We start from the raw sequence: 15,400 nt of genomic DNA, 5'->3' as shown, positions 1-15,400 counted from the left end.
TGTTCAAACATCAGGAGGTGCAAATCATGTCTGCGAAAGACTCGGTTGACACATTCCCCGCCCGCTACCTATATCAAGTGGGCACCTACCACACGTTAGCCAATGGCCAATATAATAGTCACATTACATTAGAAGCACTATTACGGCACGGCAACTATGGCTTTGGCACTTTACCCAATGCCGATGGTGAAATGGTCATCTTAAACGGTGCAGCTTGGCATATCAATACAGAAAAAGAGATGACGCCCCTCACTTTAGATTGTACACTTCCTTACGCCCTGGTTGGACAATTTTTCCCACAACGAATGAGGTCGCTTAGACAGATAAATGCACGCGACACCTACAAAAAATTTACACGCTTAATCCCAAATGAAGCCAAATTTTCGATGGCACTCATTCGCGGCACCTTTTCATACGTCCGTGTAAGCATACAACCTGTTATAACGGACCGACGTCAACATTTCTATTCACAGGAACGTCAACACGTCGAATATGAAAAACGCCACATTACCGGTGACATGGTGCTGTTGTTCACACCTATGGCCTATCATGGACTCCATCCGACAGGGACAATGGCTTACTTTCATTCCGAACGCGCGCACATCCAAGGGAAAGTCATTGATTTTAAGATAGAGACAGCAACCCTCACGATGGACGTCTTTGATGGGGTCACGTTGACAACACCTTATGGAGATGCGCTGTACTCCTGATCATAGTACAACATCTTCCCTTGCCTATTGAACCTACGCACGCCGAGATACACAACACAGAATAGACATCTTACGTTGAAAAGACCCTCACATTTTACAGCCGTCATACACTCATCTAATAAACCGACGTGTCACATTTGAAGATACTCATTTCACTGTGAGGGGGAGAACGATTCGCGCTTATCGGGACCCCAACTTTGAAACGTCCGACACGACATCGCTTTGTCCCTCGACGTGCTTACCTCTTAAGTTGCAACTGCTTTGATCCTTCAATAGGCAATATAGGTTGTATGCTCCCCCTGTATATCTGACTGTCACATTCATATCTATTTCGGGCCACCTTTGACACCCCACCTCAGGTCAAGGGTGGCTTTTAGTGCGCAAACCCTATAGGAGAAAAAAGAATGTACATCACAACCACTAAACCTATCACCCCTATTCCCAGTACATAACGATATTTCCACGGAGTTAAATCAACTTTCGCATTAACAGATTTCAAATCAAACGTATTCGTCGGCCGAGTGCGATTAAATAGCCATAAAATCATTAAATCAACAAAGAACAACACACTTAATACATAAAGATAATGCACTTCTGAAAGAAAGCATTTAGAGAGCACATAAAGTACCACATGACTCACAAACATCACTTTCGCCCCTATGTTGGATATTTTTCTAGAAAAGAAGCCAACTAAAATTAGGACAAGCAAGGGCATATTGTAAATACCATTAAATTCTTGAACCACCGCATAAAGGCCCTGCGGAAATAGCGAAATAAGTGGGGCTATAACGACAACAATGGCTCCCACGACCAATGTCACGATATGTCCAACGCGTGCCACTTGCCGTTCTGACGCCTCTTTATGAAACATCTCTTTGTAAAAATCTAACGTAAATAACGTAGTCGTACTGTTTAAAGAACCTACAAATGAACTCAAAATTGCTCCGAAAATGACTGCCCCAAACAATCCATAAGACCAATCCGGTAACACCATATTCACTAATGTTGGATACGCATTGTCTGGATTTTTAATTTGTTGACCGAACAAATTAAAAGCTAATATTCCAGGAAACACTAAAAAGAGCGCCCCAAACACTTTAAATACGCCGACATAAAGTGCACCTTTTTGTGCTTCTTTCAAATTTCGACCAGCAAGTGCTTTTTGTACCACCATTTGATTGGTACACCAGAAAAACAAATTGTTGAACATCATTCCAAAGAACAGTGTCGGCCAAGGGACAATGTCTGAATCTATAGCGCCAATCGCATTCAGTTTTTCAGGCGTGTGCGTCACAATGTGATCCAATCCTTTTAATAAGTGTCCTTCACCTAATAGATAAAGACCAATAATGGGAATAGCCAAGCCCCCTATCAACAAACCTACTCCATAAATCGAGTCGCTGAACGCACTTAAAGACAGTCCCCCAACAAAAAGATATATCATCCCCACTACACCGATAGATGTTGAAATAATTATAATGGCAGTGAGCTGACTGATATGTAATGTTTCACTCACCCGAAAAATTTTATCAAAAACGAGTGCCCCAGAATACAAGACCACCGGTAAAAAAGAAAAAACATATGTAAAAATAAATAAAAAAGAGACTAACTTTTGTGTAAATTTATCATAGCGCAACGCAATGAAGTCTGAAACTGTGTCAATACCATATTGATAATAACGGGGTAAAAAGACCCATGCGAGAATAACAATTGCAATCGCTGCCGTCACTTCCCAAGCCATCACTTCCATACCCGCTTGAAAACTTTGACCATTTTGACCAACAATTTGTTCTGTTGATAAGTTGGTCATAATAATAGTAGAAGCAATCGTAAAACCAAACAAGCTTCGGCCACCCATAAAATAGCCTTCCGCATTGTCCGTATCTACCCGTCGGCTCCGCCTAAACGCATAAAGACCGACACCAATGACAACCACAAGAAAAGATATCAACGAAAATCCATTCATTCATACCACCCCCGAAAGATTCGACAACTTACAAACATCGCTTTAAACCTCCAATAAATTTTAATCCTATTTGTTCTATCCATAATTAAAAAAAGAAAACATAGATATACAAACCAAAAAAATAAAACCTTCCATTTCACTCGTGTGAAAGGAAGGTTTTTGTAATGAGAGGATCCTACTGAAAAGAAAGTCTCCTTTCTCTCATGAGAGGGGCCCCCATAGTCGAAATATAGTTTTTACGTTTAAAAGAAAAACATATCAATGCTGGGGTAGAGATTCTAAATAATAATAAAATAAATATAGTAATAAAATAAATTTAATAGTAAGTGACTATGGAGAACCCTCTCATGAGTCAGTAGAATCCTCAAATGGACTTAAACACTAAGGCATTGAAAATACATTAGGAAGCATACAATTGATGTTCTTTGTAGAGTGAGAGGAAAGTTTCGAGCGTGGTCTTAGGAATCTCTGTCTCTTGAGCTAAAGACGTGAGAGATTGCTGTTCGAGCAGTTCTGAAATTTCTTCTACTTCTGTTGGCGTAAAACGATAACGTCCAAAGTCAACCAACTGTTCATCAACAATAAAGCCATATTGTTGATATTCACTTTCAAAATAACCAATCAATTCTTCAATCACACTGTCCGTTAAATCCTCAGGCGAAAAATCGAATTTGTGATCCAACACTTTGAAATGAATATTACGACGTTGAAACATTCTTAAAAGCTGTTCGAACGTTTCTACCGAATTACACAATGTCGTCAGTTCGACTGTTGTGACCGTATCACCCGGTGTGAGTGCCTTGACGAACTCCAAATCATCAATCGTGAATGGCTCGTAAAACGCATCACAGTAATAGACATACGTTTCATCACAACCGTGTTCCTTTAATTTGTTTTTGTAGTACGCAATCATCGGTACCGAATTTCTGACTAAAGTTATTCCAATATTCATGAAATCACCTCGAATGTATATTTCAAGAATGATCCATCACTTAAGTTAAAACTTTTGTTGTCTCATCATTGTTGTGCGTCTCTTTTTTCAACTTAAACTAGTGTATTCCTAAATAAAGCTTAAAGAAGTGACGTTCCAAAAAGGAGAAACGAGAAGTATAAAAAGCGACTTCTGTTCTTGATGAATTTAATATAACACATAACTTTAATTCACACAATACTATTTTAAAGTTAATTTAAAAAAGACATTCTTTATGAGGTGAACACCCAAAGCGCTGAAAATTTTCGTTTTGAAGCAAAAATAAGAGAATTTATGAAAAAATGAAGGAGATAACGGGGTCAAAAATAAATTTTGGGGCAACGATTTTACCGGTAAAAACTAGAAAAACACCCCAAAACGACCTCTCATATCGTAATGGGGTGAGTATTTAAACAACAACTTAGACAAGATATATCATCTATTTAGACTAGAGTAAAAAAACCCGACTTCGTATGAACAATTTTAATACATACTTTATAATCAGTTAACATAGAAAGACTTATCAGAATTAGATGAACATCTTTTGTAATAAGCCTTGTTTACGTTGTTTTAAATAATCTATCTTAAAAGTTTTGATTTCTATCATTTTATCTATGTTTAATATAAAATGACCAATTTTCTTTTGTTCTTCAAAACTTGATGGTATTTGTATTTTTTCTTTTGAATAATCTTTGTAATATAAATGTGGGATAGTGCTTCCGATGACGTACTTTTTAAAATTCAACATATTCATTTTGTAATATAAAAACTGAAGGTCTACATTGTTAGGTTGTAAATAGCCCATAGTACCAATTACAGACGACTGACCAGCTCTTAAATTTAACCTTCCGACTCCAGCTCCATCTTTCAGGATAGAAATATACGGTTCTTTCATATCATATTGTAAATCCTTTCCTATTTCTTGAATTGCATCATATACAGGATAGCCTTCAGAGTCATTACTTTCAGTATACTGATTAGAACTTTTTTTAGAACTTGAATATTTAGTTGTTTTTTCTATAGTTGTTTCTTCCCACTTTGGATATTCATTCCCATTCTCATCTTTAAATCGTAATTCTTGTGAGAAAATCTTTTGCATATAGCCTTTCTTTTGTTGCTCTAATAGTTCAAGTTTCTTTTCTTCAAGCTCAATCTGACGGTCAAGCTTGCTAAAAAACGTACCTATTTTTTCTTGTTCATTCAAATTTGGAAGTGGAAAACACAAATTTTTTAATTCCTTTACAGGGATTAAATTGGTAATAGCTGAACCTGGATTAACTTCTAAGATTTTTCTTTGCATAATATTACTTCTCATATAAAACAAAAAATATTGACTTAGAATATTTGATTTTGTTCTAAACCTTATAAGAGCTTGATTTATAATACCCTTTTTATAATCCTTAGGGATTTTTGATAATTTACCGATTGTACCAGAACAGCTCATTATTAAATCTCCAGGTTGAACTTCAAATGATTTCATTTCCTCATATTTATCTTTGTTAATATAATATCTAAACTCTTGATTATCATAGATAGCATTCCTTTGTTCATAAATAGCATATCCCTCATTAACAAAAATTTCTTTTTTTAGCGCACCACCAAAAGGGCCTCTTTTTATTCCCTCAGTCTTATCTAATAATACTTCATTCAACTTTAGAATATTCCATTCTCCTTCGAATTCTGGAAATCTTAATTCTGGCACATTGTGTTGTGGTGTCTTAGTCATGTTTCACCACTCCTAATTCTTTAAGATAGGCGTTGATTTCTTGTTCGATATTCGCAATTTCTTTATCGATGTCCGCAAGGTCTTGTTGAACTTGGTCTAAATCAATCGGTGCTTCTTCTTCAAAGGTATCGACGTATCTTGGAATGTTTAAGTTGTAGTCGTTGTCTGCGATTTCTTCGAGTGTTGCGTTGTGACTGAATTTATCTAGTTCTTCTCGGTTGCGATACGTGTTGACGATTTTCTCGACGTCTTCATCTGAGAGGTGGTTTTGGTTTTTCCCTTTTTCGAATGATTGGGAGGCATCGATAAAGAGTACAGAATCGTCTTTTTGTCGACATTTTTTGAAGACAAGGATGCTTGTTGGAATGCTTGTCCCAAAGAACAGATTCGCAGGTAAGCCAATAATCGCATCTAAATAGTTTTTTTCTTCGATGAGGTAACGGCGAATTTGACCTTCTGCTGCACCCCGGAATAATACACCGTGTGGCAACACGACGGCCATCGTTCCATTGTCGTCTAAATGGTGAATCATATGTTGGATAAACGCAAAGTCGGCTTTTGATTTAGGTGCGAGTTTACCATAGTTACTGAAACGTGGGTCATCCATAAATTTTGGATCCGCACTCCATTTCGCGCTGTATGGTGGATTCGCTACCACTGCTTCAAATTTTTCTTCATCTACGGCTGGGTCTTCCAACGTGTCCGCATTATCAATTGAAAAGCGATTGTAATTCACGTCATGTAACAACATGTTCATGCGCGCCAAGTTGTAGGTCGTACTGTTGTATTCTTGACCGTAATAGTGACGCACACGCGCTTCACGACCGACACGTAATAATAAGGATCCTGAACCACACGTCGGGTCATACACATTACGTAAGTCTGTTTTATCTGTTGTTACGATTTGAGCTAAAATTTTAGACACTTGTTGTGGTGTGTAGAATTCTCCTGCTTTTTTTCCTGCAGTCGCCGCAAATTGACCGATTAAATATTCGTACGCATCCCCTAACATGTCTATTTCTAAATCACTGTGGACGAATGGTAATGTCGATAAGTTCACCATCACTTTACTAATGAGTTTTGTACGTGCGGCATTAGAAGTACCCAAGCGTGAAGAGTTTAAGTCCATATCTGCGAATAAATGGTTAAAGTCATCTTCACTTTCTTCCCCACGTGTAGACTCTTCTACTTTATTCACGGCTTTATGCAATTCTTCAATATCGAATGTTTGGTTTTCGATTTTCCGAATGAAATTACTGAATAAATATTGTGGTTCTACGACGAATCCAATTTGTGAAATGAGTTCTGCTTCGATGGCTTCACGATATTCTTCATCTTGCCAAGCTTCTTCATATGAAAGGTTGTCGTCTGATAAGAGTTTGGCTACTTCTTCTTCCGTTTTTTCAGATAAGTAACGATAGAAGATAAGACCTAAAATATAGTTTCTAAATTCACTGGCGTCCATGTTGCCACGTAAATCGTTGGCAATGCTCCATAATTTCTTTTGTAATTCAGCTTGTTGTTGGCGTTGTTTTTCAGTTGTAGACATAAAGTTATTCCTCCCCAAATAATGTATGTGCTAAATAAATATCCATTTGATAATCTCGTTTGGCTTTTAAGTATTTTAACGCTTTCCGTTTTTCAGCTATCGCTCCGATGTGACGTTGTTTTTCAATCGGTGGACAGTCAATATCGAGTTGTTTCAAATGTTGTAACGTCAGCTTTTTAACGAGAGAGCCCCCTTGTAAAATTTGGTGTAACTGTGATTTAGCCGATTTTGAGGCATTGAACCAATAGGCAAAGTAAGCCGCATCAAGTCGAGTAGCGTCCACTTCAATGTGTGTGTAATTGTACGGAAGCACACTCCCCTCATGACGTTCGCTCACGATGACACATTCTCCTGACATCATGTTTAAGACGATATCTCCTGTATGAACTAATTTGGCATTATGATTGGCCTTTAAATATAAATATTTGGGTTCGTGCGTAATCGCATCAAATTCCCCTTTATCATATTCAAACATGTACTGGTCATACACTGGAAATGCATGTCCTTCCGCTTTGTCGACCTCTTCTAAACGACGTAATAAAGAACCATTATGATAAGTCACTAAAGTCCCAATTGCGCATACCCCTTTCTTGTATTTTTTATTAACTACATTTATATCATACATTAAAAATCTCTTGTAGTAAAGTGAAAATACAAGAGATTTTTAAATTTATTCTTTATGACTGTATTTGTTCGTAGTATTTTTTACGAATTTCTCCATTTCATCCGCTTGTTTCCGACGAACGAGGAGACCTCCTTTAATCCCTTCTTGGAGTTCCGCACGGTCTAAAATGCCACTATACTCATATTCTCCAATAATCGATAACAATTTACTGGATGAGTATTCTTTAGATTCGGCGAATTGTTGGACTTCTTTCACTTTTTCTTGTTCTTCATAATCATAGTATGCCTCATTAATATCGGCATCCGTCGCTAATGTTGGAATGACTTTATCTAAGAATTTGCGGATGAGGTCGGCTTTGAGTCTCAATTGTTCATCGTCTGCTTTATCTAGCAATTGATGAATTTGACGACGACGATGGTCTCGGTCCGCTTCATCCGTTAGGTCAATACTTGCGAGTAAATCAAGAATATATTGAACATTGATCAAGTCATTGCGCAACAGCTCTACTTTAAAATCAATGTCGTCTAACACAGATTCCCCATCGTCCGTCGGTTCTCGGTGGGTCACCTCATCGTAAAGATTAAAATAGACGCTCTTATAATCTTCAAATGTTTGTTCCCCAATGCCGATGTGTTCTTCAGAAAATTGGAACTGATCGAATGTTTTGAGGCGTAAGAGAAGGCCACCCAATTCTCTAAAAGCGAGGACGAATTCTTTTTTATCATCTTCACGTTCCAAATCACTCGCCGCTTTAGGCGTCGGTGCAATATGAAAGACACGGTCTAAACATTCTTTAAACATCGCAAGGTATTCTTCATATGATGGACTGAGAACAGTTTCGGTATTATCCGTTTGCGAAAAGATTTCTATCGCTTCATCAGTTTGTTGTTTCAAATCACGATAACATACGATATTGCCGTACGGTTTCGTCTCTTTTTCAACCCGGTTCGTCCGAGAATAAGCTTGAATAAGGTCGTGATATTTTAAATTTTTATCGACATATAGGGTATTCAATTTCTTACTATCAAACCCTGTTAAAAACATGTTCACTACGATTAAGATATCTATTTTTTCCCCGGGGATCACTTTCTTCATTTTTTTCGAAATATCAGAGAAATACCCTTCATAGTTATCGGTGTGAAAGTTCGTCCCAAAGGCCTTATTATAATCATTCATCACTTTATCGAGGACTTCTCTAGAACGTTCTACTTCCGCCTCATCTTTGTCGTGCGTCTCTTCGTTCGGCTGATACGTAAATATCGTCGTGACATTTAAATCATGTTTACCTGCGTCTTTAAGCTTTTTAAAAATATGATAATATTTAATAGCTGTCGGAATGCTTTGTACGGCGAACATCGTTGTATATTGACCATTGTTCGTTTTATTTTGGTAATTTTGAATGATATGTTCGGCGACCGCTTCCATCCGTTGATCTGCTTCCCACAGTTCTTTCGTATTAATTTTTGATAAATACGCTTCCTCAATCTCATCTTTTGGCTCAAAGGTTTTATGGTATTCCACCGAAAAACCTAAGACGTTGCCATCACGAATCGCATCTTTAATTAAGTAATGGTGTAAACATTTTTCAAAAATGTCTGCCGTTGCGCGACCATCTTGGCTTTTGTTTTCTTCAAAACGAGGCGTCCCTGTAAAACCAAAATATTGCGCATTTTTAAAATGCTGGCGAATCGACCGATGCATGTCTCCAAATTGCGTACGGTGACACTCATCAATGATAAACACGACTTTATCCTCTTGGTAACGCTCCATCACTTTTGCGCCTGATTTTACCGCATTGGCCATTTTTTGAATAGTGGTCACGATGAGCGGCAAGGAGGCATCCCCTAACTGACGTAATAACGTATGGGTGTTTCTCGTTAAATCTACAGAATCATCTTGAAATTTGTTGAATTCCGCTAAAGTTTGACTGTCCAAGTCTTTCCGGTCCACAAGAAAAATCACTTTTTTAATCTCTTTTTCTTGAGATAATAACTGACTTGCCTTAAATGACGTCAACGTTTTACCGCTTCCTGTCGTATGCCAAATATAACCATTGTTGTTCGTTTCAAGCGCTCGGTTCACAATCGCCTCTACCGCATAAACTTGGTACGGACGAAGCGCCATCAAAATTTCATCTGTTTCATTAACAATCATATAACGACTAATCATTTTAGCAATGTGACACGGCTCTAAAAAGGCATGTACGAAATCTTTTAAATGATTAATGCGTTCATTTTTGTCGTCACTCCAGTAAAACATGTGACTTTTGTACCATTCTTTGTCACTATTCGCAAAATAACGCGTTTCCATTTTATTACTCACGACAAATAATTGAATAAATCGAAATAACCCCGTGAAATTTTGCCTACGATAGCGTTTAACTTGGTTAAAGGCTTCCGTAATCGCCACCCCACTGCGCTTTAATTCAATTTGAACGAGCGGTAAACCGTTAATTAATAACGTCACATCATAACGACTTTTGTAGCGATCTGTCACACTGATTTGATTCGTGACTTGGAACTTGTTTTGACACCACTTACGCGTATTTAATAGTTCAATATAGGCCACTGTTTGTTCATCATCACGACGTAACACATACTTATCACGCAACAGTTTTGCACTGTCGAACACCGTTTTGTTGTTAATATCTGTCATAAGCCGATCAAATTCACTGTCTGTGAGGGGTTTCCCTTCTAATTTATCCCAATGACGTTCATTAATAATTTGTCGTAAGTTTTGATGCATCGCTTCCACATTATGGATAGCGACTTGTTCGTAACCCAACCCCACCAATTGTTGGATCACTTCATTTTCTAACGCAAACTCACTCTGATAAGCCATAATATCTTCCCCTTAGAAACCATATATATCTTCATAAATTTCATAAGCTTCATCTATTTCTTCATTAATCATATTTGTAAAATCCTCATCTTTATAGCTAGGACTAAATTCAAAAAAATGTAAGTTATGATCTATTGCTAATTTATCTGTTTTATTGTTATTTGAGTGATCTTTAGGATATAGGACGGCGACTTTTGAAATAATTCTATGATTTCTTCTTCTAAATACCTTAGCCCCTTCTAAATGTAAATTGGATTTGGGATGAGCCCAATAAGCCAACAGTTGTTCTAAAGATCCTTTTTCTTTTTTAGTAATATTTTTTAATTTTCGATATTTTACATCCATCGGTATACTTTTAATATATATATTATTTACATGAATATCTATACGTATATCCGGTTTATTTTTCTTATCCCCTGTATATAATGGATGTTCTTTAGTCGTTTGACTTCTTTCACTCTTGATAATGGAGTTAAAGTGCAACTTTAATCTTATATCATTTTTGTTGAGTGTGATGACGGTATTATCAGGCAAATCATTATAAGAGTAATCGTCAAAAATCCATCCATCTATCGGGTCAAAATCATTTCTTATCAATAACTCTAATACATTGATAAAACACCATATTTCATAAAGTTCATCTGTTCTTTTCCAACAATTTTTCACTTTTTGAGAAAATACAAATTCTAAAGATGACTTATTGAACTCAGAATACCATTTATAAATAATATTGTATTTATTATCCATTAATGCTGAATGTGTGATAGAAGCATGGCTTTTATTTTCAATGTTTTGATACCATTCTGACTCTATAATCATCTGCAACATATGCTGAATGCGATTGATGTTTTCTCTAATTGTCCAAATATTTTCTAATGATTTCGTTGCAATAAGCACATCACTACTATATCTTGAAGTTTTATGTCCAAGATGAATTTCTTCTGCCAAATTTAAGTAATCTTTAATTTCAACTAGCTCATATTGGAGAAATTTCAGTACTTTTTTCAACCATATATTTTCCTTTAGATTATAATTTAACTCTTTATTATAAGAATAGAGCTCCTCTGTTTTATCTGGTCTTTTTGAACGATATTTCAAAGTATTTTTATCTACTTTAGGTTGTGTATAAATCGGTCGCCAAGCATATCTTTTCTGAACTTGATACCTTGGTGAATCATATATATTTTTCAAAGCAAAAATAATATGAGTGAAATTCACTTCTAAGTAGTCTATCTTCTCCACAATATTGTTATTTCTCACTGTTGGAGAAATACTTGAATTATTTTTATGATATAAAGAATTTGATAAGCCTTTAATATAATTATTCACATCTTGATATATTGTTTTCCATTCAACGTTACTCACGTCTTTTGGAACAATCTCGATAACCGCATATTTATAATCTTCTTCTTTTAATGTTAAAAGATAATATCCAGGTACAAGATTGTTAGCAATGTCGCTATCCACAATATCTATTTCACCATTACCCATATAATTTCGGTTATCTTCATCAACTTGAATTTTGGGGTCATCATATAACTCGAACAAATCTGAATAAACCTTAATCGATTCTTTCCCATTAATACGCAACTTAAAATGGGTATATTCTTTTATGCGAGAAATGTCACGGTTAAAGTCTATACTTTGTAGACTATCAAAGAATTTTAAAGGTTTTAAAGTTTCATGATTATTATCGTTTCCAATGACAATAGCGACCTTAGAATGTGTATCCATTAATCTTCAATTCCTTCGCTTTGTTTCGAATTAAACTTCTCGCATTCGTGAAATCTGAAATAGATGAAAACTTATCCATCAAATCAATGATTTTAGAATTCACAACTTCATCATTATCAGCATCATAGAGTCCCACTAAATCCGTCAATTCTTCACGTGATCCTCTGACCTTGGAGAGCACTCTTTGTGAAAGTTGAAAATCAAAACCTATGTCATCACTTAAGACTTCAGATTCATTAGGGATATTCTTCAAATAGTAATCGATATGTTTCACGACGCGTGGTCCTATGCCAATTTGAGGATTCACTTTCACGAGCTCATTATGTAATTCTTGAAGAAATTCCGCATTATCTTGGGACAAATTGATTTCGCTAGACTCCTTACAAAAATATTCAATAAATTCTTTTTCATATGAGTCATCTTCAAGGACTTTTCTTTTTTCTTTTTTACTTAATTCTATTAATTCTTTAATCGGCATAACATCTAATGAAATTAAGTCTGAACGATCTAGCACTTTGTTCGAAAAATGATGTGTTGTATCATCGATATTAACAGTGCCTACAAATCTTACATTTTTACCAATCTTTATTTCATATCGGTATTTAGTAGAATTATACAATTTACCGCCCATTTCTTTATTATAGAGTTGTAATTGTCGACTACCGATATCTCCTTCAAGGATGGATAAAAATTTAGAAAAGTAATGTTCTACTCTCGATAAATTCATCTCATCAAAACATACGATATAGAGTTTATCGGGGTTATCACTCGCTTGAATTAGCGTTTCAATTAAGCCATTATCATCTGGTCTATAAATATTGTTAATCGTATCTACATATCCAATTAAGTCTGAATCATCGTTCCAACTCGGACTTACGGGTATAAACTTAAAATTATCCTTTAAGCCTAAGGCAGCCGCATAAGACTTAATTAATTTCGACTTTCCTGTACCACTCATCCCAGATAGAATGACAAGTTTTGACGTTTTCATTGAAACGTGAAAGTTAATTATATCTTTTTTATCGTAAAGTAAGTTTTCACTTTCCAGTTTCTTAAATAAATGTTCTAAGAACTCTTTTTCTTTTTTGACATTTTGATGGTTGTCCTCGACCATTTTTTTAATAACAGGCGCTACGACTTCTTTTGCATCAATATTCTCTTCAAATTTTCTAATTAAATCATTTGTAATAAACCCAATATTATTATCAGTCACTAACATTTCATTGAAATCAACATCTTCAATTTCATATTTTTTAATCTCATTTTCAAAATCATATTTAAATCCTGCATTTTCAATGTATTCGAATGATTTTACATTTCCATACACATAAAATCGATCCTCATAATCATCGATAATATCGTTATAAATGACAAATTGAGGGTAATCTTCTTTTTCAATTGATACATTCTGTAAGTCACCAACCACTTTCCCAGAGGCTAATAATTTTTCAAATTCTTCCACATTTGTAACTGAATTATGTTTGTTAAAAATGGGGATAGGATTCAAGGATCCCTCGTTTAGCATTTTGTCGTTGGCATAAATGATTTCTTTTACGTAGCCGTTGTAATATACTTTTTGGTTAATATCATAGTCGACTTTCTTTTGCACGTTCAATCTTAATAATTTATTACTGATTTCGTTATAAAAATTTTCAACTCTTTCTTCATCACTTGCATAAAAATTATCTTCAATTTGTGTGAGGTTCGTTTGGTAACAAGCGATATATTTTGAACGATTATCTGAACTTGGATAGTCATACGGCATAGAAAGTAATTTAATGTAGAATTGAATTCTATCGGTATTATTCACAAATATATTTTCTTTCCCATACACTCTTTGCAATTCTTCTTTAGTTGCTAATACCCCTATCATATCGACATTTTCCCAATTTTCCTTAATCACTAGAAGTCCCCCTTTATATCTTTAAACTCTTCAAATGATGAAATAAACTTCATACCTCTTAGCTTTTTTAACCGTCTGAAATCATAGAGTGCAATGCCGCTTCTAAATACAATAAATATATCTCTAGGTTTTTTATGAAATTCCTCTATAAAATAATCAACTTCCGTCGGCTGATAGACTTTACTATTTTTATGATCGTCAATCCAAAATTGAGGAATTCCCAACAAATGAAATTGATATTTTGTACTTGCTTCCGCGTATTGGTGTATAATCTTATTTTTTTCGCTCTTTAGCTCTGCGATTTGCAGATTTAATTCATCATTCTTTTTGTTAAGTTCACTGTTTACTCTTTCTTCTTCATCTAAAGAAGTTTTCATGGTTTGCCATGATTTTTTGGATTGGTAATATAGTTTTTCAAGCTCTTCTATTCTTGAATTCAATGTTTTTCTTTCAAACAAAAGACTATTTATCTTACTGTCTTTTTCACTTACTGTTGTTTCTAAATCACTGATAATTTTTCTTAACTTTTTTAATTTATCTTCATGTTCTGATGAATTTAACTTCTCTTTTCCATTGCTTGGCGCCTCTTTTTGAATGCTTGTATTATTATGTTTTTCGCTTAATTTGTTAATTATGTAATTTGAAAGGTCCCCGTATTGATCTTTTTCAAAAATTGTCAAAAGCTTTGTGAAATCGTCACCGTAGCGTTCAATAATTAAGTCTTTATCCAAAAGATTAGAGAGATCATCTTCAATTCTTAATTTACTTTTAATGTATTTTTGTATTCTTTCAATATTTTGTTTATTTGAAGCCTCACTTACAATATACATTTCGCTATTACTATTAATATTATGTACTTCAATATTAGAGAAACCTCTTATAGTTAATTCATACTCTTTTATAATTTCAACTTTTTTCTCATTACTTTGTAGCTTAAAAAGCTCTCGAATGGTTTTATTTCTATCCAATTTCATCCCCCTGCTCCCCATTTTATTTATGCGGTTATCTATACGAAACTCATCTATATAAATGAATCTTAAATATCTATTGACTACATCAAATATATCATAATTAAAGGAATTTTCAGTCAAATATTTTTAGAAATTTTAAGTCTTATATTTAATGTTCTCTTTCTAAAACGGTGATTATCAAAATCATAATAGTTTGTATCAATTTCCCCCCCTTTTCTCTCCCCTTCTATTTGTACAAATGGTAAAAGTCATATATATTATTCATATGTTCCTATTATTAAGATATAATAATTGAGTAAGACAGGTTGCCCGTACTTTGCGAAATGAAGTACGTGGGTGACCTTTTGCATCGATATACATATGATTCGTATTGATGACATGTCATCGATGTCTAATTCTATGAGT

General features: G+C 35.0%; 10 protein-coding genes. 1 reads left to right on the top strand and 9 read right to left on the bottom strand.

The genetic code is table 11. The annotated features are described in order from the left end of the window. Positions 1-26: 26 nt before the first annotated feature. A complete protein-coding gene (locus tag PYW36_RS01030) occupies positions 27-710 on the top strand; it encodes an acetolactate decarboxylase (RefSeq protein WP_103158946.1) in 684 nt (227 codons plus the stop codon). A 373-nt stretch (positions 711-1,083) separates the two neighbouring features. Here the strand turns inward: PYW36_RS01030 and PYW36_RS01025 are convergent, their stop codons facing one another. The 9 genes from PYW36_RS01025 to PYW36_RS00985 form a co-directional block, all read right to left on the bottom strand. Then, a complete protein-coding gene (locus PYW36_RS01025) occupies positions 1,084-2,676 on the bottom strand; it encodes a solute:sodium symporter family transporter (RefSeq protein WP_037576163.1) in 1,593 nt (530 codons plus the stop codon). 400 nt (positions 2,677-3,076) lie between these two features. After that, on the bottom strand, positions 3,077-3,628 hold the full coding sequence (locus PYW36_RS01020) for a hypothetical protein (RefSeq protein ID WP_103158945.1): 552 nt from the start codon (positions 3,626-3,628) through the stop codon (positions 3,077-3,079). A 547-nt stretch (positions 3,629-4,175) separates the two neighbouring features. Next, a complete protein-coding gene (locus PYW36_RS01015; protein ID WP_103158944.1) occupies positions 4,176-5,372 on the bottom strand; it encodes a restriction endonuclease subunit S in 1,197 nt (398 codons plus the stop codon). Further along, positions 5,365-6,921: a type I restriction-modification system subunit M gene (locus PYW36_RS01010; protein ID WP_103158943.1), complete on the bottom strand. Its 1,557-nt coding sequence runs from the start codon at positions 6,919-6,921 to the stop codon at positions 5,365-5,367. The genes PYW36_RS01015 and PYW36_RS01010 overlap by 8 nt, the downstream gene beginning before the upstream one ends. Positions 6,922-6,925: 4 nt before the next feature. Beyond that, positions 6,926-7,546, bottom strand: coding sequence for a restriction endonuclease subunit S (locus PYW36_RS01005; RefSeq protein ID WP_103158942.1), 621 nt, complete (start codon positions 7,544-7,546; stop codon positions 6,926-6,928). Between the two features lie 45 nt (positions 7,547-7,591). Then, positions 7,592-10,387, bottom strand: coding sequence for a type I restriction endonuclease subunit R (locus tag PYW36_RS01000; protein ID WP_103158941.1), 2,796 nt, complete (start codon positions 10,385-10,387; stop codon positions 7,592-7,594). A 12-nt stretch (positions 10,388-10,399) separates the two neighbouring features. Next, complete coding sequence (locus PYW36_RS00995) at positions 10,400-12,121, bottom strand: DUF2357 domain-containing protein (RefSeq protein WP_103158940.1); 1,722 nt, start codon at positions 12,119-12,121, stop codon at positions 10,400-10,402. Next, complete coding sequence (locus PYW36_RS00990; protein ID WP_229717305.1) at positions 12,105-14,024, bottom strand: McrB family protein; 1,920 nt, start codon at positions 14,022-14,024, stop codon at positions 12,105-12,107. Before PYW36_RS00990 ends, PYW36_RS00995 begins: the two co-directional genes overlap by 17 nt. Further along, the gene (locus PYW36_RS00985) at positions 14,024-14,992 is read right to left on the bottom strand and encodes a hypothetical protein (RefSeq protein ID WP_103158939.1); all 969 of its coding nucleotides are present in this window, start codon (positions 14,990-14,992) and stop codon (positions 14,024-14,026) included. Before PYW36_RS00985 ends, PYW36_RS00990 begins: the two co-directional genes overlap by 1 nt. Positions 14,993-15,400: the final 408 nt, after the last annotated feature.

The sequence above is a fragment of the Staphylococcus chromogenes genome (assembly GCF_029024625.1).
GTDB classification, from domain to species: domain Bacteria; phylum Bacillota; class Bacilli; order Staphylococcales; family Staphylococcaceae; genus Staphylococcus; species Staphylococcus chromogenes.
The sequence above is the reverse complement of the archived record's forward strand: the minus strand, read 5'-3'. Positions and strand labels throughout refer to the sequence as shown.

Coding starts and splice junctions, on each gene's coding strand:
- PYW36_RS01020 (WP_103158945.1), bottom strand. CDS start 3,628: ATGAATATTGGAATAACTTTAGTCAGAAATTCGGTACCGATGATTGCG.
- PYW36_RS01005 (WP_103158942.1), bottom strand. CDS start 7,546: ATGTATGATATAAATGTAGTTAATAAAAAATACAAGAAAGGGGTATGC.
- PYW36_RS00995 (WP_103158940.1), bottom strand. CDS start 12,121: ATGGATACACATTCTAAGGTCGCTATTGTCATTGGAAACGATAATAAT.
- PYW36_RS01030 (WP_103158946.1), top strand. CDS start 27: ATGTCTGCGAAAGACTCGGTTGACACATTCCCCGCCCGCTACCTATAT.
- PYW36_RS01000 (WP_103158941.1), bottom strand. CDS start 10,387: ATGGCTTATCAGAGTGAGTTTGCGTTAGAAAATGAAGTGATCCAACAA.
- PYW36_RS01015 (WP_103158944.1), bottom strand. CDS start 5,372: ATGACTAAGACACCACAACACAATGTGCCAGAATTAAGATTTCCAGAA.
- PYW36_RS01025 (WP_037576163.1), bottom strand. CDS start 2,676: ATGAATGGATTTTCGTTGATATCTTTTCTTGTGGTTGTCATTGGTGTC.
- PYW36_RS01010 (WP_103158943.1), bottom strand. CDS start 6,921: ATGTCTACAACTGAAAAACAACGCCAACAACAAGCTGAATTACAAAAG.